19 protein-coding genes are annotated in these 22,082 nt (G+C 60.7%); 13 read left to right on the forward strand and 6 right to left on the reverse strand.

Going from position 1 to position 22,082, the window contains the following annotated elements; genetic code table 11:
* Window positions 1-247: 247 nt before the first annotated feature.
* On the reverse strand, window positions 248-1,012 hold the full coding sequence (locus LIW51_RS24650) for an IclR family transcriptional regulator (protein WP_227378784.1): 765 nt from the start codon (window positions 1,010-1,012) through the stop codon (window positions 248-250).
* Between the two features lie 249 nt (window positions 1,013-1,261).
* Between LIW51_RS24650 and LIW51_RS24655 the strand changes: the two genes are divergently transcribed.
* Window positions 1,262-2,758, forward strand: a complete 1,497-nt coding sequence (locus tag LIW51_RS24655) for a CoA-acylating methylmalonate-semialdehyde dehydrogenase (protein WP_227378785.1) — start codon at window positions 1,262-1,264, stop codon at window positions 2,756-2,758.
* Window positions 2,759-2,843: 85 nt separating this feature from the next.
* Here the strand turns inward: LIW51_RS24655 and LIW51_RS24660 are convergent, their stop codons facing one another.
* Window positions 2,844-3,644: an HpcH/HpaI aldolase family protein gene (locus tag LIW51_RS24660; RefSeq protein ID WP_227378786.1), complete on the reverse strand. Its 801-nt coding sequence runs from the start codon at window positions 3,642-3,644 to the stop codon at window positions 2,844-2,846.
* A 294-nt stretch (window positions 3,645-3,938) separates the two neighbouring features.
* Between LIW51_RS24660 and LIW51_RS24665 the strand changes: the two genes are divergently transcribed.
* From LIW51_RS24665 to LIW51_RS24675, 3 genes are all read left to right on the forward strand, one after another.
* Entirely contained in the window at window positions 3,939-5,021 is a 1,083-nt protein-coding gene (locus LIW51_RS24665; RefSeq protein ID WP_227378787.1) for a Gfo/Idh/MocA family protein, read from the forward strand.
* 39 nt (window positions 5,022-5,060) lie between these two features.
* Window positions 5,061-6,293 carry a mandelate racemase/muconate lactonizing enzyme family protein gene (locus LIW51_RS24670; RefSeq protein ID WP_227378788.1) on the forward strand — a complete coding sequence of 411 codons (1,233 nt, stop codon included), beginning with the start codon at window positions 5,061-5,063 and terminating at the stop codon, window positions 6,291-6,293.
* A gap of 74 nt (window positions 6,294-6,367) precedes the next feature.
* Window positions 6,368-7,429: a glucose 1-dehydrogenase gene (locus tag LIW51_RS24675; protein WP_227378789.1), complete on the forward strand. Its 1,062-nt coding sequence runs from the start codon at window positions 6,368-6,370 to the stop codon at window positions 7,427-7,429.
* Window positions 7,430-7,503: 74 nt separating this feature from the next.
* On the opposite strand, the gene LIW51_RS24680 is transcribed toward LIW51_RS24675, so the two are convergent.
* A complete protein-coding gene (locus LIW51_RS24680) occupies window positions 7,504-8,325 on the reverse strand; it encodes a sugar phosphate isomerase/epimerase family protein (RefSeq protein WP_227378790.1) in 822 nt (273 codons plus the stop codon).
* Window positions 8,326-8,449: 124 nt separating this feature from the next.
* Here LIW51_RS24680 and LIW51_RS24685 point away from each other — a divergent pair, with 124 nt between their 5' ends.
* The 9 genes from LIW51_RS24685 (at window position 8,450) to LIW51_RS24725 (ending at window position 18,742) form a co-directional block, all read left to right on the forward strand.
* On the forward strand, window positions 8,450-9,850 hold the full coding sequence (locus LIW51_RS24685) for an extracellular solute-binding protein (protein ID WP_227378791.1): 1,401 nt from the start codon (window positions 8,450-8,452) through the stop codon (window positions 9,848-9,850).
* A gap of 39 nt (window positions 9,851-9,889) precedes the next feature.
* Window positions 9,890-10,834: a carbohydrate ABC transporter permease gene (locus tag LIW51_RS24690; protein ID WP_227378792.1), complete on the forward strand. Its 945-nt coding sequence runs from the start codon at window positions 9,890-9,892 to the stop codon at window positions 10,832-10,834.
* 3 nt (window positions 10,835-10,837) lie between these two features.
* Window positions 10,838-11,746: a carbohydrate ABC transporter permease gene (locus LIW51_RS24695; protein ID WP_227378793.1), complete on the forward strand. Its 909-nt coding sequence runs from the start codon at window positions 10,838-10,840 to the stop codon at window positions 11,744-11,746.
* 70 nt (window positions 11,747-11,816) lie between these two features.
* Entirely contained in the window at window positions 11,817-12,023 is a 207-nt protein-coding gene (locus LIW51_RS24700) for a DUF1450 domain-containing protein (RefSeq protein ID WP_227378794.1), read from the forward strand.
* Window positions 12,024-12,027: 4 nt separating this feature from the next.
* Entirely contained in the window at window positions 12,028-13,599 is a 1,572-nt protein-coding gene (locus LIW51_RS24705; RefSeq protein WP_227378795.1) for a sulfatase family protein, read from the forward strand.
* 101 nt (window positions 13,600-13,700) lie between these two features.
* Window positions 13,701-14,858 (forward strand): ABC transporter ATP-binding protein, encoded by a 1,158-nt coding sequence (locus LIW51_RS24710; protein ID WP_227378796.1) that lies wholly within the window; start codon window positions 13,701-13,703, stop codon window positions 14,856-14,858.
* A 108-nt stretch (window positions 14,859-14,966) separates the two neighbouring features.
* Entirely contained in the window at window positions 14,967-15,944 is a 978-nt protein-coding gene (locus tag LIW51_RS24715) for a TIGR03557 family F420-dependent LLM class oxidoreductase (protein WP_227378797.1), read from the forward strand.
* A gap of 164 nt (window positions 15,945-16,108) precedes the next feature.
* Window positions 16,109-17,848 carry a thiamine pyrophosphate-binding protein gene (locus tag LIW51_RS24720; RefSeq protein WP_227378798.1) on the forward strand — a complete coding sequence of 580 codons (1,740 nt, stop codon included), beginning with the start codon at window positions 16,109-16,111 and terminating at the stop codon, window positions 17,846-17,848.
* Between the two features lie 93 nt (window positions 17,849-17,941).
* On the forward strand, window positions 17,942-18,742 hold the full coding sequence (locus tag LIW51_RS24725) for an aldo/keto reductase (RefSeq protein ID WP_227378799.1): 801 nt from the start codon (window positions 17,942-17,944) through the stop codon (window positions 18,740-18,742).
* A gap of 26 nt (window positions 18,743-18,768) precedes the next feature.
* Here the strand turns inward: LIW51_RS24725 and LIW51_RS24730 are convergent, their stop codons facing one another.
* The 3 genes from LIW51_RS24730 to LIW51_RS24740 form a co-directional block, all read right to left on the reverse strand.
* Window positions 18,769-19,776 (reverse strand): C-terminal binding protein, encoded by a 1,008-nt coding sequence (locus LIW51_RS24730; protein WP_227378800.1) that lies wholly within the window; start codon window positions 19,774-19,776, stop codon window positions 18,769-18,771.
* A 178-nt stretch (window positions 19,777-19,954) separates the two neighbouring features.
* Window positions 19,955-21,109: a scyllo-inosose 3-dehydrogenase gene (gene iolM, locus LIW51_RS24735; protein WP_227378801.1), complete on the reverse strand. Its 1,155-nt coding sequence runs from the start codon at window positions 21,107-21,109 to the stop codon at window positions 19,955-19,957.
* 42 nt (window positions 21,110-21,151) lie between these two features.
* Entirely contained in the window at window positions 21,152-21,937 is a 786-nt protein-coding gene (locus LIW51_RS24740; RefSeq protein ID WP_227378802.1) for an SDR family NAD(P)-dependent oxidoreductase, read from the reverse strand.
* Between the last annotated feature and the right edge of the window lie 145 nt (window positions 21,938-22,082).

Raw genomic sequence — 22,082 nt, forward strand, 5'->3', positions numbered from 1 at the left:
AGTTATTCCGTTTAGTGAATCTTTCGAGAGCATTCACCCATTCAGCTATGGAAGCCATTCGAAATCATTGCGACGGAACCATCAGTCGAACTCTCTCGATGGATTACAAACATAGTTTTGTAAAGGAAGATGGGGAAGGTGATCGAGGCCAAGGAAGAAATCATAGTACAGTCGGTGCAACGACGATGGGAATCGAATTCTCGTAAGCGGACGGTCGTTCGGCGATTACAAACGAAATGAGCCGGATTTAGGAGAACTTCGCGTTAATTTCAATGACGTTCGCCGAGCGCTTCACGTTGTTCGGGAGTTCCTCCTCAAATCGCTTGCCATCCATTCGGCTCGATGGCCCGGAGATGCTTACTGCACCGAGTACGCCACCGTCGGTGCCCTTTACCGGTGCGGCGATGCACCGGAGACCTTCGATCTTCTCCTCGTTGTCGACAGCGTATCCTTGCTCTCGAATCCGCTCTAAATCGGCGAAGAGCTTTTCATGGTCGGTGATAGTCGCTGCCGTGTACGCCGGGAGGCCGTGGCGGTCGATGATCTCTTCGACCTGTGATCGTGGCATGTGAGCAAGCATCGCCTTGCCGAGCGAAATACAGTGGAGGTTCTCGCGCTTGCCGACCGTCGACGCGGTTTGAACTGCTTTCTCACCGTGGGCCTTGTAAATGTATACTGCGCGTCCGTGCTCTTCGGTCGCGAACTGTGCGAGTTCGCCGGTCTCCGCCGCGAGATCATCGAGCTCGTCCTGAACCACGTCGTAGATGCCGAGGCGTTCCTGAACGAACTGCCCGAAATCCATATATCGGAGGCTCAACCGATACGCCTCGCCGTCCTTCACGACGTACTCGTTTTTAAGCAACGTCGCAAGGTGGCTGTGAACCGTGCCCTTCGAGCGGTGGAGGTCATCGGCGATGTCGGTTATCTTTCCTCCTTCGTTTTCTCGGAGGTACTCCACGATGTCGAGGGTCGTCTGAACCGCCTTGACCGTTCGGCCTGTTTCGCGCGACATGGATGGATGTGCTAGCCAATCACACATAATTGTTTGCAATCGCCGAACGAGTATGTTAGTCTGGCCTGACTGATCACGTCCACCGGACGAATAAAAGGGGGTAGCGTCGGACGGCGAAGGGCAAGTATTCCGGCAGAGTATCAAGACGAACATCCTTCCGCGTTCGTAATCGCCGAACGACCGCAGTTCGACGCCGGATCGTAGTTCGAGCGTAACACCTTTGTCCGCCTGCGCAGAGATACTACGTATATGGCTAGCAAACAGGAGCAGTCAATAGACGCTGGCTCTCTCCCCGATGCGATCAGGAACTACGTCGGCGGCGAGTGGATCGAGTCCAGGGGAGACGAATCGCATTCCGTCGTTAATCCGGCCACGAACGACGAACTTGGGCAGGTACCGTTCTCGACGGCCGAGGACGTCGATCTGGCCGTCCAGACCGCCGTCGAAGCGTTCGATAACTGGCGTCGAACCCCACCCGTCGACCGTGTCCAATACCTCTTCGACCTGAAGTACGAACTGGAGGGCAGGCAGGAAGACATCGCGCAAGCGCTTACTCGTGAACACGGCAAGACGCTCGCCGAGGCACGCGGTGAAATCAGACGCGGCATCGAGAACGTCGAGGTGGCGGCGGGCATCCCGAACATGCTCCGCGAGCAATCCGGCCTCGTAGAAGACGTTGCGCGGGACATGGACGAGTACGCAGTCCGACAGCCGTTGGGAGTGTTCGGCGCGATCACTCCGTTTAACTTCCCGGCGATGATACCGCTTTGGTTCCTTCCGTACGCCGTCGCCACTGGCAACACCTTCATCCTCAAACCCAGCGAGAAGGTTCCGCTGAGTTCGCAAATCATCTACGAAGCCATCGACGCCGTCGACTTCCCCGACGGTGTCGTCAATCTCGTCAACGGCTCTGCCGAGACCGTCAACGCGCTCCTCGAGCATCCGGACGTCGAGGGCATCTCGTTCGTCGGTAGTTCGCACGTCGCCAAGTACGTCTACGAGACGGCCTCCCAGCACGGTAAACGCGTACAGGCTCAGGGCGGGGCGAAGAACTACGCTGTCGTGACCGAGAGCGCAGAATTGGAAAGCATCATCCCCAACATTGTCGGCTCGGTGTACGGCAACGCCGGACAGCGTTGTCTTGCGAACGACGTGATCATCGGCGTCGAGGGAGTCTACGACAACCTAAAAGCGGAACTCGTCGAGGCCACCGAGGATCTCGCGGTCGGCAGTGGACTCGATGAGATGACCGATGTCGGGCCGGTCATCACGCCGGACTCCCGTGAGCGTATCCTAGACGTCATCGACGAAGCGGTCGACGAGGGCGCAGAGGTGGTCGTCGATGGCCGGGACTACGAGCATCCGGAGCTCGACGGTATCTTCGTCGGCCCCACGCTCCTCGAAGGAGTGACGAGCGACATGGACATCGCGCAGAACGAGATATTCGGTCCGGTTCTCTGTCTTGCGAAGGTCACCGACTTAGACGAGGCCATCGAGATGGTCAATTCGACGCGGTACGGCAACGCCTCCTCTATCTACACCGAGCACGGCTCTGAGGCTCGCAAATACCGTTACGAGGTCGACGCGGGCAACATCGGCGTCAACGTCGGTGTCTGTGCGCCCATGGGCTTTTTCCACTTCGGCGGGCGTAAAGAGTCGTTCTTCGGCGACCTCCACGCGCAGGGCGAGGACGCCGTGAACTTCTATACCGACAAGACGATCCAGATAGAACGCTGGTACAGCTAAACATCGTCGCGGAGTCGTTCGGAGTCGCCGAACGCCGGGGTGTCACTGCTCGTCACGGTCGTCTCCGGTCGGAATTCGGTCGAACTCACTCGTTTCCGACGGGCTGGTCGACGGACCCAGTCAACGCCTCGTCGTACAACGCTATCGCGTCGCGTGTGGCGGATGCTAGGGATGCGGTGTCCTTGCCGACGATGAGGTAGTCGAACCCTTGCCCGACTCGCATTTCTACATCGGTGGGGTCGACGACGAGCGTCCCGACGGGCGTGTCGGTGGTTTGGCCAGCTGAAATCACCTGGTTGATGGCGGAGGAGAGTTGCTCAGACTCCCACTCCGCGAAGACGCCAAGTGATCCCGAGAGGTCGGCAGGGCCGACGAACAGGGCGTCAACGCCGTCGACAGACGCGATATTTTCGACGTTCTCGAGCCCTCGTTTCGTCTCTATTTGGACGATAGTGAGGACGGAGCCGTTCGCACTTTTGACGTACTCCTCGAAGTTCAGTCCGTAGTTCGCGGCTCGGCCCCCGGCGATACCGCGACTGCCTTGCGGTGGGTATCGCGTTGAATTGACCAACGTTCGCGCTTCCTCGGCCGTCTCTATCATCGGTACCATAACGCCTTGGACGCCAAGGTCGAGGACGCGTTTCAACCGCACGGGGTCGTTCCACGGCACTCGAACTACTGTTTCGGTTCTACCGTCAGTCGCGTCGACCGCACGCACCATGTTTTCGACCGTCTCCAAGTGCATCGACGTATGTTCCGTATCGATGAGGACGAACTCGAGGTCGAGTGATGCGCATACTTCGGCCACGGCAGGGTGGCCGATGGAGAGCCAGGTTCCGGTCGGGTCAGTTCGTTCTTCGAGTGAGCGTTTAAAATAACTTGACATGTTTATTACAGTGGGGAAGCAAAGGTACGGCAGAGAGTTAATTCCGTTGCCCTATCAGAGGTGGTCGAACATCGTCTCTCCACATCGCTGGTCGCAGTCGGTTCTGCGCTCATTGTACGAACGTTCGTGGTAAAGGCGCACCGCTATAAAAATTTGAGGGTCGGGCGCTATCCGGAAATATCAGACCACCGCGTCAGTGGCGTTCGACGGTGTCCGTTGCTGTGATGACCGTCTCCATCTAACAACTGTGAGCACCGGAAACTATAACAGTCCATGCTAAAGTTGGTTTTTGTGATGCGATTCGCCATCGTGGGATGTGGCACCATCGCCCAGGTGATGCACATCCCGTATGTGACAGAACTCCCCGGGATAGAACTCTACGCGCTGAGTGACCCTGCCGAGGATCGTGTCGAGATACTCGCCGACCGGTACAACGTCGAACACGGGTTCGCATCCGTCGAAGAACTCCTCGACAGTGTCGGCGCGGAGTTGGACGCCATCATCGTGTTAACGCCGCCGCACACCCATGCGGACATCGTCGAGTTGACGCTCGGCGCGGAGATTCACACGCTCGTCGAAAAACCGCTTGCTGTCTCCCCGACGGACGCGGATCGGATGGTCGAGGCCGCCGAGGCATCGGATGCGACGTCGATGGTTGCGTACATGAAGCGGTACGACCCTTCGTACGAACGAGCGCAGGAGGAACTTGCAGAGATCGAAGCCATCGACCTCGTGACGGCGTACGATGTCGACCCCGACCACGTCCGCATCCTCGACGAAGTGTACGACATCGTCGGCGGTACCCTCCCCGAAGAGTTCATCGAAGAGAGCGCAGCCAAGCGTCATGCGGACGCCCTTACGGCGATCGCCACGGACGACGACGTGCTCGCCGACGACTTCGACTGGCACCTCGAACATGTTTGTCACGACGTGAACGCACTGCGAGGTCTGTTAGGTGACGTCGAGCGAATCGAACACGTCGACGTGTTCGCGGACGGCCGCTATGCCACCGCTCACCTCGTCTACGAGGGCGGGGTTCGCTGCGTCCTCGACTCTGGCCTCTCGGAGCGCAAGTGGTTCGAGCAGTTCATTCGCGTCGATGCGCCCGACCGGATGGTGAACCTCGAGTTCTCCAACCCGTTTATCAAGAACACTCCCACGGAGCTGACTGTTAAGCAAGGTATCGAGGAGCTGAAGGAGCGAAAGCACGTTACCTCGTACGACGAGGCGTTCAAGCGCGAGGTGAAACACTTCGTCCGCTGCGTGCGAGGCGAAGCCGAAGTGCGCACGCCGTTCGCGGAAGCGCGCGACGACGTCCACCTCATCGCCGACCTGTTCCGAACCTACGAAGACGCCCTCACGTTGGGCTCCTACTGACCCCTGACACTCAAGACCCCACGCCAAGAAAGATCGTACATGTACGAAGACTTCGCATCCAACCTCGCAGTAACGATGTGGGCGGACTTCGACGAGACACCCGCCCGCGATAGCTCGACTCCCGAAATCGCAGACATCGACACGGTCGTAATCGACGGAAACTTTCCGTGGACCATCGTCACCATCGAAGCCGCAGATGGTACCGTCGGCGTCGGCGAAGCGTATCCGTCGCCGGGCGTCCACGAAATCGTCACCGACTACCTACGCCCCGTCCTCGTCGGTGAAACGCCGACCGACGTCGAGAGACTCTATTACCTGATGCGCGAGAGCCTCTCCGGGCGCGGGTCACAGTGGGGTGTCGGTACGATCGCCATCAGTGGCGTCGAAATCGCCCTCTGGGATCTCACCGGCAAACTACTCGACCAGCCGATATGGCAATTGCTGGGCGGGAAGATGCGCGACTCGGTACGGGTGTACGCCGACTGCCACGCCGGCGAAGCGATGGTCTCCTCCGCCGAGGAGGGACAGGAGGAGTCGACGTACGAACCGGCGGCGTACGCGGAGGCGGCTCGCATGGCCGTCGACGACGGCTTCGATGCGGTGAAATTCGACCTCGACGTCCCGTCGGGGCGGGATCTGAACCGCAAGTCACGCCACTTCGACTCGCCCGAAATCGAGCACAAGCGACGGATCGTCGAGGCGGTCACCGATGAGGTAGGCGACGACGCGGAGGTCGCCGTCGATCTCCACTGGAACTTCAATCCCGAGACGGCCGAGCGACTCTGTCGTGCCATCGAACCGTGCGATTTGGCGTGGGTCGAGGATCCACTCCCGCCGGAGAACACCGACGCGATGCGCGAACTGAAGCGGCGAGTCGACGCGACGCTGTTGACCGGCGAGAACCGTTACGGTCGCCACGGCTTTCGTGACCTCATCGAGGAACAAGCCGTCGACTTCCTCGCGCCCGACGTGCCCAAGGTCGGCGGTATCGCCGAAACCAAAAAAATCGCCGATATGGCCGAGACGTACTACCAGGCGATCGTTCCCCACAATATCGGCAGTCCGGTCGCAACCGTCGCCACCGCCCATATCGGTGCAACGGTGCCGAACTTCGTCGCTTTGGAGTACCACGCACGGGAAGTACCGTGGTGGGAGGATCTCGTGAAGGGCGACGACCTCATCGTGGACGGCCACATCGAGGTGCCTGACGGCCCCGGTCTCGGCATCGAACTCGACTGGGATGCGGTCGAGACGCACGAGAAGACCGACTAACGCTCATCCTCATTTCTACCTGTCTGTTGAGAGGTAGTGTTATATCCGTCGACCAAGGTTTGTTTATTCGAACAATGCAAGCAGTGGCACTCTTCCCAGACGAAGGAACGGTTCGCGTTATCGACCGACCGGTTCCCGACCCGGCATCGGGCGAAGCACTCGTTCGAACCCTCAGGGTCGGTATCGATGGAAGTGACCGGCGCATCGTACGTGGTGAAATTGGCGACCCACCAACGGGCGAGAACTACCTCGTCCTCGGTCATGAGGCAGTTGGCGTCGTGGAGGATCCAAACAACACCGATCTCGATGTTGGCCAGGTCGTTGTCCCCACGGTTCGCAGACCGACCGAAAAGAGCGCACATTTCGAGCGAGGTGAACCCGACATGGCGGTTGACGGTGAGTACGTCGAGCGAGGTATCGTCGGCGCGCACGGCTTTATGGCGGAGTACTTTACCAGTCCCGTTGAAACTCTCGTACCGATCCCGGATGAGCAAGTAGAGTACGGTTTTCTCGTCGAACCAATGAGTATCTGCGAGAAGGCCCTCGATGTCGCGTTTGCCAGTCGATCGGCATTTACGTGGCACCCCGAGTCGGCACTCGTGTTGGGCAACGGCAGCCTTGGGTTGCTCGGCCTCATTCGCCTCGCGTTCGGCGAGGAGTTCGATCGAACTTACTGTCTAGGTAGGCGGGATCGACCGAATCCATCCATCGCGTTCATAGAACGCGTCGGCGCTACGTACGTCGATGCGCGCGAGACGACCGTCCCCCAAGTGGCCGACGTCCACGAACCAATGGACTTCATCTACGAGGCGACGGGACACGCCCCACACGCTCTCGAAACGGTCGCGTCGCTCGCGCCCAACGGCGTCGGCGCGTTACAAGGGATACCCAGTTCGAAGTCGTTCTCGATGGACGGGGGAAGGTTTCACCGCGACATGGTCGTGCATAATAAGGCGCTGGTTGGTAACGTGAACTCGCGAGCAAGTCACTTCGAGGCCGCGGCAGAGACGCTTGGGTCGCTCCCGGAGTGGGTATTCGATGATCTAGTTACCGGTGTCTACAGGCCGGACGATACGGCGAAGTCGCTTGCGGACGACGACGAACAGCTCAAGACGGCGGTCGAGTTTGACCGCTGAGCGCGTCGAACCGGTCGTTCGACGCGCCGGTCGCGCCGCGGTTGACCGGTTCGACTAGGGTTGGCGCGACCCCGTCACGCTCTGCCCGTGATGTCCCGCCAGAAGTCGATGTTCTCTTTCGCGTGCACCAGCGGCTTCTCAGTTCGGTTCTCTATCTCGATGGTGTAGTGGCCGTCGTACCCCGCGGCTTCGAGGGCATCGTACACTCCTTCGAAGTCGAGGATGCCCCGTCCGAGATCGGTGAACGAACGGAAGTAGTTGATGACGTTGTCGAGGTGGAAGGTTCCGCTAGAGAGCGCTTCTCGGTGTTCGGTGAACCCCGCGGGCGGTGCCACATCTTTGAGGTGGACATACGCAATATCGTCGGCGAATCGTTCGACGCCGTCGGTGACGTCGCCGTCGGGGTAGTGCTCGCCGTACGGATACTGGTGGGCGGTGTCCCACACCAGTTGTACGTTGTCCGGGGTGCGGTCTAACCACGCCTCGATTTCGTTCGGCCGCTCGACGTGGGTCGCGCCGTGGTGGTGGATAAGCGGCATCACGCCCGCGTCCGCAGCGGCGTCCGCGATGATCTCGAACCACTGCTCAACCGTTTCGTCGTCCTGCCGGCCGCGTTGGGGCGGCAACATGCCGAGGAACTCAGCACCGAGATCCGATACCATCTGCGCATCATCGGCAACTCGTTCGACGGCGTCCTCGGTTTCCAGCCACTCGCTCATCACGAGGTACAGATCGAGGTCGTACTCATCGAGCCACGATGCAAGCCGATTTTCGCCGACGTGTCTGACCTTCTCCAGGCCGATCTCCACCCCGTCGTATTGGCAGGCAGCAACATCGCTGACGCCGGTTTCGAGCGATTCCGCGTCGTACATGATCGTCGTGTAACCGACTCCCATAGTTCGAGTGAGCGTCATCCGGGATGAAATAGGTTCTGAAACAAGGCGTGGTTTCGAGGCAGACAGTGTGCGGCTCATGAGATTGACCCCATAATTTATTATTCCGTAGAAATACCATCCGACTATGCCAACTGGTGGCAAGACCGAGCATTCGGAGCAGCGTACCGACTCAGTCGGGAGCGGCGGTGATGGCGGTCGCTCCCGGAGACGCTTCCTCGCGGGCGCCGCAGGCGGAGCCGCTTCCCTCGCCGGTTGTACCGGCTTTGGTGGTGGTGGTGGTGGCAGCAACCCGAAGAACGTCAAACCCGCGAAGAGTATCAAAGTTGCCGCCGTGTCGGGCGAAGGTGACCTGTTCCAGCGCCTCGTGAAGGACTACGTCGAGGAGGACACCGGCGTCACTGTGAACATATCCAAGTTCCCGTATGCAAACCTCTTCGAAAAGACCAATAGCGTTCTGGGCACGAAAGGCAAAGCATACGACATCCTCTTCATGGACGACCCGTGGTTCCCGCAGTTCGCAAGTCACTGTGAACCGATTGAAAAGTGGATGCCTCAATCCCTTCCGAAGGATCAAATCATCAAGACCTGTATCGACATCGGAACGTGGCCCGCACCTAAGGGGCCGAAGGTTCCGTCCGCTCAGGGAATGGATCAGACGATTCGCGGACAGGTCGTCGTCGGAAACACGCAATTGTTCGTCTACAACAAGAAGTATTACGAACAGGTCGGTGCGAAAACGCCGCCCAAGACGTGGGACGACGTCCTCGCCGCAGGGAAGAAAATCTCGCAACAGGTCGACGGTGCTGACGGGTACATCATCCGCGGCAAGCGTGGAAATCCCATCAACTCTAACTTCTTCAGCCTCGGCATGTCGAAAGCAGGAGACATGTTCAATAAGAACTGGAAGTACAAGTGGGACAAGCAGAAGGGCGTCGACGCGTTGAACTTTTACGTCAACGACTTGAAATCCATCAGCCCCGATGGCGTCACCGCGTTCGACTCCGATCAGGTTCTAACCAGCGTCGGCAACGGCTCCGCCGCCCAATCACCGGCGTGGCCGGCGGCCTCGTCGCTCCTGCTAGACCCAAAGAAGGCGAAAGAAGCGAAGGACCTGGAGTTCACGATGATACCCGAGGGAACCCGCCGCGCACCACAGCAGGGTAACTGGATCGCCGGCATCAACCGGTACGTCAGCGACGAGAAGAAGAAGGCAGCGGGCAAGGTCATCAATTCATTCATCTCGAAGAAGGCACAGGACAAGTACGTTAAACTGGGCGGTGTCCCGTTCCGTCACGATACATTCAAGAACAACATGGACGCTCAGCCGTGGTTCGACGCACTGTACAAGAGCCTTCAGAATGCGGTGTGGCGCCCGCGCACACCGCTATGGACTGAGATTGAAATCACGCAGGGGAAATATCTTAACAGTGCGTTGACCGGGAGCATCACGCCGAAGAAGGCGCTTACTAACGTTAACAACGAGGTGGAGAAACTGCTCAAGGAGTCCGGCTACTACGAGGGTTGAATTGACCGACGAACATCAGAGCGATACACAAAACCCACAATGGGAACTGAGACTACCGAAGACGTAACGCACGGGGAAAGCCCCAAGTACGTAACCGGCACCGATGATACCAGGGAGCGCGTCTTGCTCTGGGTCGACGACCACCTCAAGTGGCTGTTGACGCTTCCAGCGGTCATCATTCTGTTCGCGCTCACGTTCTACCCGCTACTGCGTGCCGTCGAGATGTCGATGTACAACTACCTCCCGGCGGGACTGGGACGGAACTATGTCGGAATCGGGAATTTCACCGACCTATTGAGCAACCAGGCGTTCCACCACTCGCTGTGGGTGACGGCAAAGTTTGTCACCACAGCTGTCATCGTCGAATTTCTTCTGGGATTCGGTATTGCGCTCCTGCTCAACAAGAAGATCAAACTTCGCGGGCTCTGGCAGACGCTCATCCTGATTCCGATGATTCTCTCGCCGACGGTGATCGGGCTCATGTGGCGCTTGCTGTACGCGCCAAACGGATTGCTTGACTTCATGGCACAACCGGTAATCGGGCACAACGTTGGCTGGATTTCAGAGCCGAACATCGCGCTATACTCCGTCATCATCGCCGACGTCTGGCAATGGACGCCACTCGTCGTGCTTGTGATGTTCGCGGGTCTACAGTCAATCCCCGACCATGTCAAGGAGGCGTCGGTCATGGACGGCGCTTCGCGCCGACAGCGCTTCGTGGATATCACGCTTCCATATCTGAAGTCGCTCATCGTATTGGTGCTCATCATTCGGTTGGTGGACGCCCTACGCGTGTTCGCGAAGGTGTACATCCTAACGCGCGGCGGCCCTGCTAGCTCGACGAACGTGGTCAGCATGGAATTGTACCGCGTCGCATTCCGGTTCAGCAACTACGGCGAGGCCTCGGCGATGGCGCTGACGCTCCTCTTGTTCGTACTGATACTGGCGATGACGTTCGTCAAAGTCGCGAAGGTGGAGTTCTGAATCATGGCAACTGAAACACACACCACACAACCGTACGAGGAACAGTCCCGAACGGAGCAAATTTACGAGCGCGTCCGGGAGACCGGTCTAGCAACCGCGTTCGTCTACATCAGCATCGGCGTGTTCCTCGTCTGGTCGCTGTTCCCGGTGTACTGGCTGGTGACCGCGTCGCTGAAGACGAGACAGACGCTACTGTCGTTCCCACCTCACTGGGTTCCGTGGGAGATGCAGCTCTCCAACTACGCCGCGCTGTTCGCTCAGCGGCCGGAGTTCGTGACATTCATCATGAACAGCGTCATCATCACCGTCGTCACGACGGTCGTAGCAACGTTCGTCGGCGCGTGTGCGGCGTACGGATTCACGAGATTCGACTTCCCGTACAACCTCGACTTCCACCTGCCGTTCTACATCCTGTCGACGAGGTTCATGCCGCCCATCGTCACCATTATTCCTCTATTCGTCATCTTCCGAGATTTCCAGTTGGTGAACACGCTACGCGGGCTCATCCTCGTGTACGTGATGTTCAACATCCCCTTCTCCGTGTGGATGATGAAGGGGTTCTTCGAGGAAGTACCCGACAGCCTCATAGAGTCGGCGATGATCGATGGGCACACGCACGTCGGCGCGTTCTTCAAGATAGCGCTCCCATTGGTGAAACCCGGCCTCATCGCGGCGGCCATCTTCACGATGATCGTCACCTGGAACGAGTTGCTGTTCGCCATCATCCTCGCCCAGAGCACCACTGCGATGACCGTCCCGGTCGGACTCGCGTCGTTCATCACGAAGTACTCGGTTCAGTGGGTGAACATGAGCGTCGCAGGCACTATCGCGCTACTGCCGGTGCTCGTGTTCGCGTTCGTCGCGCGCGACCAACTCGTCCGCGGGTTTAGCATGGGCGGGGTCGAGAAGTGACCTCGTCCCGGTAGCGGAACGGCGCACCCCTCCGGTATTTTTATCCTTTTGTCGTGTGTGGTCACACGACATGGTGGACACGGTAGAGTACTGTCTGTCCAACGTATCGACAGAAACCCGGGAGCGACTCAGCGACTGCGAGTTCGAGACGATAGAAGAGCGATGTCTCCAGCGGTGCGGCGACTGCTTCAGCTCGTCGTTCCTCGTAGTCGACGGAATCCTCGTTCGGGGGAACCACGAGCAGACGCTGCGCCGCCTTGCGGAGGCGACTCGGTGATCCGATGAACGTTCTGTTCGTCTCCATCGACAGCCTGCGACGGGATGTCCTCTCGACGTACGATCGGTCGATGGATCTGGACGTGGCGACGCCGAACTTAGATCGGTTCGCCGAACGGTCGCTGGTGTTCGACACCCACTACGCGGGCAGTCTTCCCTGTATGCCGGCGCGGCGCGAGTGGATGACCGGTGTTCAGGAGTTCCTCTGGCGTCCGTGGGGTCCCATCGAACCCTTCGACACGACGCTGCCGCTGGCAGCGCGGGAGAACGGGGTGCTCAGTCAGTTGATCACGGATCACTTTCACTACTTCCAGCACGGGAGCGACGGGTACTACGAGGACTACAATGGCTTCGACTACGTCCGCGGTCACGAGGTGGATGCGTGGCGAACCCACCCCCCGGAGCCGGAGGGGTGGCTCCTCTCCCAGGTGCTCGACGGGACACCGAAAGAGGCGGACGACGTCGCCATCAACGAACTGTCCGCGGGGAACTCGTCGACCGACCTACGGTTTCAGAATCGCGCGCAGTACGCCAGGAACGCCGCAGAATTCGAGGAAGAAGAGGACTTCTTCGCTCCACGCGTGTTCTCACGCGTCGAGTCGTGGCTGGAGGACAATGTCGCGTGGGACGAGTGGTTCTGCTACGTCGACAGCTTCGACGTCCACGAACCGTTCCACAACCCCGAACCATACGCGTCGATGTATACGGATCAAGATCCTCGCGACCCCTCACACACGGTCTGGCCGTTCTACGGCCGCACCGACGCCGGACAAAGCGAGTTGAGCGACGACGAACTCGCGTTCGTCCGGTCGCAGTTCGCAGGGAAGGTGACGATGGTCGACCGATGGTTCGGAAAGGTACTCAACACGCTGGACGACCAAGAACTGTGGGACGAGACGATGGTAGTCGTCACCTCGGATCACGGATTCTTCCTCGGGGAACACGGGTGGGTCGGCAAGCCGGGTCGGTCGCCCATGTACGACACGCTCGTCCACACGCCGTTGATGGTGTGGCACCCCGATTCCCCGCGAACGGGCGGTCGGACGTCGGCGCTTACGTCGGCGGTCGACCTCCACGCGACCGTTCTCGACGCGTTCGGGGTCGACGACCCGAACCGGAACCACAGTCGCAGTTTGCTTCCTCTCGTCCTCGATAAAACGGATCACGTCAGGGATTGGGCGCTCTACGGCTACTGGGGGTCGTCGGTCAACGTCACCGACGGCGAACGAACCTACCTGCGGTCGTGTCGACCGGAGAATCCGTCCGCGGTGTACTCGACGACTATGATGAACGCGTACGGGTGGTTTACGCCGAAGACGCCGAAGGAGGACGCGAAGGCCGGACGCTACCTCCCGTACACCGACGCGCCCGTATGGCGGTACGAGGCGCCCTCCGTTAAACGACACGAGAAACCGTTACTATTCGACGTGAGCGACGACCCCGATCAAACCACCGACATCGCTGCAGACCTCCCCGAAGTGCACGACGAGATGCGCAACCTGCTCGTGGATGCGCTGGACGAACTCCGAGCGCCGGACGAGCAGTACGAGCGCCTTGGACTGGAGGAGGTGGCGTAACCCGGTTGCTCATCGGCGTTCGTCACGAGAATTGGTACCAGTCCTGTAGATATAAGTAGCTGCGTGACGGTGTTTGCGACAACCACACCTGAGTGTTACAAATGGCTCGCGTAGATTACGACTCCATCGTAAAACAGTATGGTGACACCATCGCCGTCGAAGACGTCGACATCACCGTCGAGGACGGCGAGTTCGCAGTTCTGCTAGGGCCGTCCGGATGCGGCAAAACGACGACTCTGCGATGTCTAGCAGGGCTAACCGAACCAACGTCCGGAACGATCACGCTCGACGACTACGACGTGACCGACGTTCACCCCAAGAATCGAAACATCGCAATGGTGTTCCAGCAGTTCGCGCTTTACCCGCACATGAATGTGCGTGAGAACATCGGGTACCCACTGAAGGTGGCCGGAGAGGACAAGCAGACGCGCCACGAGCGGGTCGAAGAGACAGCCAAGATGCTCGAAATCGAAGAGCTACTCGACCGAGAAATTGGACACCTCTCCGGCGGCCAGCGACAGCGCGTCGCGCTCGGACGGGCTATCATTCGGCGACCGGCGGTGTTCCTGATGGACGAGCCGCTGGCGAGCCTCGACGCGAAGCTTAAGATCAGTATGCGCAGTCGAATCAAGGTGCTCCAGAAGGATCTCGGCATCACAACCCTGTACGTCACGCACGACCAGGAGGAGGCGATGACGTTGGGCGACAAACTCATCGTCATGAACAACGCCAACGTCCAGCAGGTCGGTTCGCCCGACGAGGTGTACCACGAACCGGCGAATCGCTTCGTCGCCGGTTTCATCGGGTCACCCAGCATGAACTTCGTCACCGCCACCATCGACGACGACGGCCGTATCCGCGAGGCGTCAAGCATTGAAGGGTTCAATGTCAAACTAACTGACCACGTCGCTCAGCGCTATCGTGGGCACGACCGGTTCGAACTCGGCGTGCGACCGTCGTACTTCGTGGCCCACACGTCGCGCACCGAGAACGCCATCGAGGGCACCGTCCAAGTGACCGAACCACTCGGTGACGAACAGATTCTCGACGTGGTCGTCGGTGACGAGGACGGCGACCACGTCGAACTGACGGTGAAGGTGCCGAACACGATGGACTTCGAGCGTAAGGACGACATCTGGTTGACGTTACAGGACGAACTCGTCCACGGGTTCGATGTTCAGACAGGCGACCGCATCGGCGACGCCGACCGCGTCCAGCGAATGCAGGGGTCACCCGAGACGGAGCGGACGCCCCAGTAGTCGCCGTTCAGTTGCGAGGTTCCAGTTACTGTCACGGCGTAATCAGTTGGGCTTGTATCCGTGGCAGGGAAATATGTATGAGGCTGCCCCGAGACTGTGTTCGTACCGATGGTGAGCGTTGACTACATGGCCCACCAAGAGCAGTACAGCCCCAGCGAACTACTGGACTATGCCGAACTGGCCGCCGACGCGAGCTTCGACCTCGTGTGGACGTCAGATCACTTCCACCCGTGGTTTCACACGGACGCCGAGGCCGGATTCGCGTGGTCGTGGATGGGCGCCGCCGGCGAGCGAGTGGACGTTCCGCTCGGCACGTGCGTGACGCCAGCGACGGGCCACTACCACCCGGGCGTCATCGCACAAGCGTTCGCCACGTTACAGGAGATGAACAACGAACGAGTGATACTCGGCCTCAGCACGGGCGAAGCGATGAACGAAACCCCCCTCGGGTTCGATTGGCCGGAGTATCCCGAACGCCGCGACAGATTGGAGGAGTCGCTGGAGATAATCACGGAACTCTGGGACGAGGACGATTTCGTCGACTACGACGGTGACCGCTACCAACTGACCGACGCGCGCCTCTACACGAAACCCGAGGCGCGCCCCGAGATTCACGTCGCCGCGAACGGTCCCAGCACGGCTCGGCTCGCCGCCCGGTACGCCGACGGGTTCATCACCGTCATCAAGGACGAGGAGTTCACCGACCGACTCTACCCGGCGGTGCGCCGATATGCGGAGGAAGAGGGCAACGATCCCGACGCCATCGAGACCACGCTGCTCGTCATCGCCTCCTACGCCGACAACTACGAGGACGCCTACGAGGCGACTCGACCGTGGTGGGCGACCACCCAGAACGTCTTCGACCGGGCGATGGCCAACCCCCGCGACATCGAACGCGAGGGCGAGAAGGCGACGCGCGAGCAGGTCGAGTCGAAGTTCCTGATCGCGGACTCCCCGGAGGACATCGCCGCGAAGATCGAAGAGTGGTCCGAGATGGGGTTCGACCGGGTGGCGCTGGGCAACACCAGTCCCGACCCGGAACGATTCTTCGAGGTGATGGGTGACGAAGTCCTGCCGTCGCTGTGAGGGCCGAACGGCACGACGACCGTATTCGCGGGACGTCCGCGTCGGGTGCCCACTCTTCAGATAGGTCGACCGGCACGCGCTCGCACGTCAGCAGCATCGACCGTCGGTGCCACCGACCGATGCCGAATGTTTATGCCACAGCGTGACAATGCTCGTAACGAGATATGCCGAGACTCAACGGTGGCGAGATCATCGCCAGATACCTCGAGAGCGAAGGCGTCGAGTATCTAGTCGGAATTCCCGGCCACGGAAGTACGAACCTACTCGATGCGTTCAACGACTCCGATGTAGAAGTGATCCAACCCCGGCACGAACAGGGCGCGGCCCACCTCGCAGACGGATACGCACGCGCTTGCGGGAAGCCGCTTGCCGTGTTCACGTCCATCGGTCCGGGCGCGACGAACACGGTCACGGGCGCGGCCACGGCGTACGTCGACTCCATTCCGATGGTCATCTTCACGGGCGCACCCCAGACTCACGAGTACGGGCAGGGCATCTTACAGGAGATAGACCGCCAGAAGCCCGGGGACTTCCCGAGCGTGATGGAACCGGTGACGAAGCGGTCGTTCGTCGTCGACGACGTCGAGCTCCTGCCGCGGATTCTCCGCCGGGCGTTCCAGATAGCGATGGAAGGTCGCCCCGGACCCGTCCACGTCGACGTACCGATGGACGTCCAAGGTGCGGCGGCCGACGTCGAGATTCCCGACCCCGCGTCGTGGCGGTCGCACAGTCGCCCCGGCGGTGACCCCGAAAAGGTCGCGGAAGCCGCGGAGTTGCTCGCCGAGGCCGACCGACCGGTGCTCGTTCCCGGAGGAGGCACGATGCTCGCGGAGGCGTGGGACGAGGTGCAGGCGCTCGCCGAGCATCTGCAGGCACCCGTCATACCGACGTTTCAGGCGAAGGGCATCATCCCCGAGGATCACGACCTGTTCGTCGGCTACGCGGGCTGGATCGGTTCCACCGCGGGCAACGAACTCGCGAGCAACGCCGACGTGGTGCTGGCGGTCGGCTGTCGGTTCTCCGACCTTCACACCTCCTCGTTCGAACCGGGGGTGAGCTTCGAGATTCCGCCGTCGAAGCTGATTCACGTCGACATAGACCCCGAGGAAATCGGGAAGAACTACCCCGTCGAGGTAGGAATCCAGGGCGACGCGAAGGTGACTACGCGCCAGCTGTACGAGGCTGTCGAAGACCGCATCGACCCCGTCTCGCCCGAGGATAACGAGTACTACGCCGAGATTAGAGCACTCTGGGCGGAGTGGCAGGAGATGGTCGAGGAGCGTCACACCGACGACGTGCCGATGAGCATCTCGCGCGTGGTTGCGGGCCTGCGCGAGGTGCTCCCGCGCGAGGGCATCGTCGTCTCCAGCGCCGGCCAGCCCCAAGAGACGACGAATCCCGAGTTCCCCGTCTACGAGCCGCGCAGCAACATCTCCTGCGGCGGCTTCTCGACGATGGGATTCGGCGTCTCGGCGGCCATCGGTGCGAAACTAGCACAACCCGACCGACCGGTCGTCGACATCGAGGGGGACGGTTCGTTCCTCATGAACAACCAGGAGGTAGCATGCGCCGTCCAACACGACGTGGACGTAACCTACCTTATCCTCAACAACCACGGCTGGAAGTCCATCCGGAACCTGCAGGTGGACAAGTACGGCTGGGATCGGGTACTCGACACTCCGTTCGACGAGGAGACGGACGTCGACTACATGACGTTCGCGGACGCGTTCAACGTCGGCTACGCGGAGCGCGTGATTAAACCAGAGAACCTCCCAGAGACGCTGGAGGAGGCCATCGGATACGACGGGCCGGCCATCGTCGAGGCCGTCGTCGAACCGGACAACCCCGACTCCGGCGCTATCATCACCGGCGAGTGGGATCTCGCCGACCTGGAGGAGACGTAGATTCAGCTGGGGCTTACTCGATGCCGCCTTCGAGTAAGACCTGTACCACTGAAATCCCGAGCCTCTTTGACCCCTCGATTCGATCATTCCGCCATGACGCACACACCGATTTCGAGTCCCGGCTTTGGTACGTACGACCTACACGGAGAGTCCGGCGTTACGGCGGTTCGCACGGCGCTTGACGTCGGCTACCGCCACGTGGACACGGCTCGGATGTACGAAAACGAGGCGGTCGTCGGCGAAGCGCTTGCCCGGTCGGACGTACCGCGCGAGGAGGTGTTCGTGGCCACGAAAGTCGGCCACTTCACGGAACCGAACCTCTCGCCCGAATATATCCGCGAGAGCGTCGTCGAGAGCCGCGAGAACCTCGGCATCGAGACGATCGACCTACTGTACGTCCACTGGCCGTACAGCTACGAGGCCGAAGCGCACCTCCCAACGTTGAATGAACTCGTCCGTGACGGTTGGGTGCGTCACCTCGGCGTCTCGAACTTCACGCCGCCGATGCTCGACGAGACGCGCGCCCTCTCAGACGACCCGGTGTTCGCCCTCCAGGTGGAAATGCACCCACTCCTCCAGCAGGAGGAACTGGTCGCTTACGCTGACGAACACGACCTGACGCTCGTCGCGTACTCGCCGCTGGCTCAGGGCGAGGTGTTCAATCTTCCCCAACTGTGCGACATCGCCGAGAAACACGACGTCTCTCCCGCACAGGTGAGTCTCGCGTGGCTTTCGACGAAGGACGTCGTCCCTATCCCGAAAGCGAGCAGCGAGGCGCACGTCCGCGATAATTTCGCGGCGACCGACCTCGAACTCGACGACGAAGATATCGCACGAATCGACGCCATCGACCGGGAGAAGCGGCTCGAAGACGAGGAATTTGTGGATTGGTAGTTCGATGTGAATCGGGCGTACTCGCCCTACCGCGGCTCGTTCACCGCGTTCTCCGGCTGATCAACGCGTAGTACCCGTTGTACGTCCGCCGCCGCCGCCGTTTTCCTCCGCCGTTCGTCGGCCTCGACGGAGTACCACGCGACGTGCGGTGTCGATAGCACGTCGTCTCGCTTGCGGAGCGGGTTGTCGAACGTCGCAGGACCGTCGTGATCGGCCGGTTCCTCGGCGAACACGTCCAATCCCCCACCCGCGATCTCCCCTGATTCGAGCGCCGCAAGCAAGTCCTCCTCGACGAACAGACCCCCGCGTGCGACGTTCACGACGTACGCCGTCGGCTTCATCGACGCGAACGCCTCGGCGTCGAGCAGCCCTTCCGTCTCGTCGGTTAGCGGAGTATGAACCGAGACGATGTCCGCAACGGCGAAAATCCCGTCGAGCGGACGCTTCTCGACGCTGGCCTTTGCCATCTCGTCGGCGTCGACGTAGGGATCTGACGCGACGACGTCCATGCCGAAGGCCAGCGCCTTCTCGGCGATGAGGCGGGCAATAGTGCCGAAGCCGACAAGACCGAGCGTCTGCCCGCGAAGTCGGTTGATATCGGTGCTAAGACGGCGGTTCCACTCACCCGAACGCATCGCGTCGTGGTAGTCGAACGTATCACGCTGGAGGGCGAGCACCAGTGCGAACGCGTGCTCGGACACCTCGTACTCGCAGTAGGAGGGGACGTTGGCGACGTGGACGCCGGCCCGGTCGGCGGCTTTCAGGTCGAACCCGTCGACGCCGATTCCACAGCGCACGATCACGCGACAGCCACCGTCGGCGAGCGATTCCAGCACGTCCTCGGTGTACGGCGCGACGAATAGGCGGTCGACGACGGCGTCGACGCCCGAGAGTGCGGCGAGGTCGTCGCGGGTCGCGACGTCCACGGGACGCAACTCCGCATCCATCTCAGCGAACGCCTCGCGCTCGACGGAGCAATCGAACTGACTGGCGGCCGTCAGGGCGACGGCAGGCACTCTTCGGTCTTGGCTCATTCTTCACGTTTTCACTACGACGACTGTTAACTATATTCCCGTCAGCTCGGAGTGGAACCGCCGAAACGTACAGGGGGCTCCCGATGCGTATCTCGCCGTCCGCGAACGTTGGCATCGTCGCGGTACCGGCGCGCCGGCGGGAAACGGTCCGCAGACGACATCCAGACCGACCGACGGCTCAGACCTCAATCAGAACCTTCCCATCGACGCGCTCTCGCGCCCGGTCGAACGCCGCTTCCGCATCGGAAAGGTCGAATGTCGACGTAATCAGTGAGAGGTTGTCGAGCTGACCTGCCGCCATCAGACGGACGACTCGAGGGAACACCTGCTGACCGGTGTGACCTTCCGAACCGTATATCTGGGCCGCGTTACCCTGATACTTGCGCAGGGCGACCGACGGATCCGACCCTGCGTTACTGATGTGAACGACGTTCGCTCGCTCAGCGAGGGTGTCCTCGATGACGGGGTACGTCGCCGTGACGGCGCCCGACGTCTCGACGTGGACGTCCGCGCCGTCACCGCCGGTCGCGTCTCGGACGGCTTCGACGGGGTCGCAGTCGAGGGGATCGTACATGTGCTCGAAGCCGAGGTCACGGGCGATAGTCCGGCGTTCGTCGGACGGTTCGAACGCCACGACCATCCCGGCGCCCGCAGCACGGGCGACATTCATTCCGGTTAGCCCGATAGGGCCGGCGCCGTGAAAGACGTAGTAATCGCCAGGAACGACGCCCTCGGCGCGACCGTACATACCGTAGTAACAAATGGTGCTGGGTTCGACCGTCGCCGCCGCGCGCAGGACTTCGTCCCTCGTGTCGTACGCGCACGAGAGCGAGGAGACGTCCCACAGTATCTTCTCTGGAACTGCGACGTACTCGGCCATCGCACCCGAAATCGTGAAACCCACTTGTTCGAAGTTCTCACAGTGACCGTGAAACCCCTGCCGGCACATTCGACACCGACAGCAGTAGTCGGTCACCTCGCCGGTAACCAGGTCGCCCGCTTCGAACAAGTGGGCGTCGGCGCCAGTTTCGACCACTTCGCCGGAGAACTCGTGGCCGACGACGTTCGGGAGGTTCACGTACGCCGAGTAGTGCATATAACCGTCCTCGTCCGTGGCGGTCATCGACAGGTCGCTCCCACAAATGCCGACATAACGGACGCGGACGAGCACTTCGTCGGCAGCCGGTTCCGGCCGACTGCGCTCTTCGACGTGCATTTCGGGGTGTTTCCAGACCGACGATCCGTCCATCGCCGTGCCGGTTCGGCGCTCTCGCTCCGAGACGTCGTAGCTGTCAGATGGGCTCCACGTGCCGTCGAGTACGAGGGCTTGCATCGTCGTGTTGTTTGTGACGTTGCGATAAATCAGTGTGGGTGGTCAGAACGTTTGCCAGCCACCGTCGACGTACAGCAACTCCCCCGTCACATAGTCCGCATCGTCGCAGGCGAGGTACAGCACGGCACCGGCGATATCGTCGGGATATCCCGGCCGGTCGAGCGGTATCGGTTTTGCCAACTCGTCCGCGGCGACGGACTCCTCTTTCTGCTCGGCGCCGGATCCGAACTCGGTCGCGATGTGCCCGGGCGCCACGGCGTTCACGCGGATGCCGTGATCCGCCAGTTCCAGCGCGGCCCCTCGCGTCACCATCTTGATGGCGCCCTTCGTTGAATCGTACGGAATCTGTTCGGCCTGTGCATGGGTCGAACTGATGGATGCCGTGTTCACGATACAACCCTCGGTTCCTCGCCGTATCATGTCCTGAGCCGCGGATTTACAGCCGAAGAAGACGCCGTTCGTGTTGACACCGTGGATGCGGTTGAACGTCTCCTCATCGACGTCTAGCATCGGTCTCCGCGTGAACCACCCCGCGTTGTTCACCATCACGTTGACGCCGCCGAACTCGCGGGCGGCGTCAACGGCGGTCTCGATCGCCGACGCGTCAGAAACATCCGTCTCCACGAATGTGGCCTCGCCGCCTCGCTCTCGAATCACCTCGTGGGTCGACGTCTCCTCGCCGACGTCCTTGGGTTTCTTCCTGACGTCGGCGTTTACCACCGCTGCACCCGCTTTGCCGAATCTGAGGGCAACGGCGCGACCGATCCCGGAACTACCTCCCGTCACGACGACCGTCTCGTCGCTGAAGTCATAGCTAACATTACCCATACATAGCGTAGAAGTCGGGCGCGTTATCAACCCTCCGACCGAGTTAGGGTCGACCGCCTGCCAGCGGACAGCCATATTACTGGTATCACCATGACGCTGCTAAAAGGAGACGGGGATCGGATAACTGCGATGCAACCGCCAGCCG

The sequence above is a fragment of the Haladaptatus halobius genome, assembly GCF_020618475.1.
Lineage (GTDB): Archaea > Halobacteriota > Halobacteria > Halobacteriales > Haladaptataceae > Haladaptatus > Haladaptatus halobius.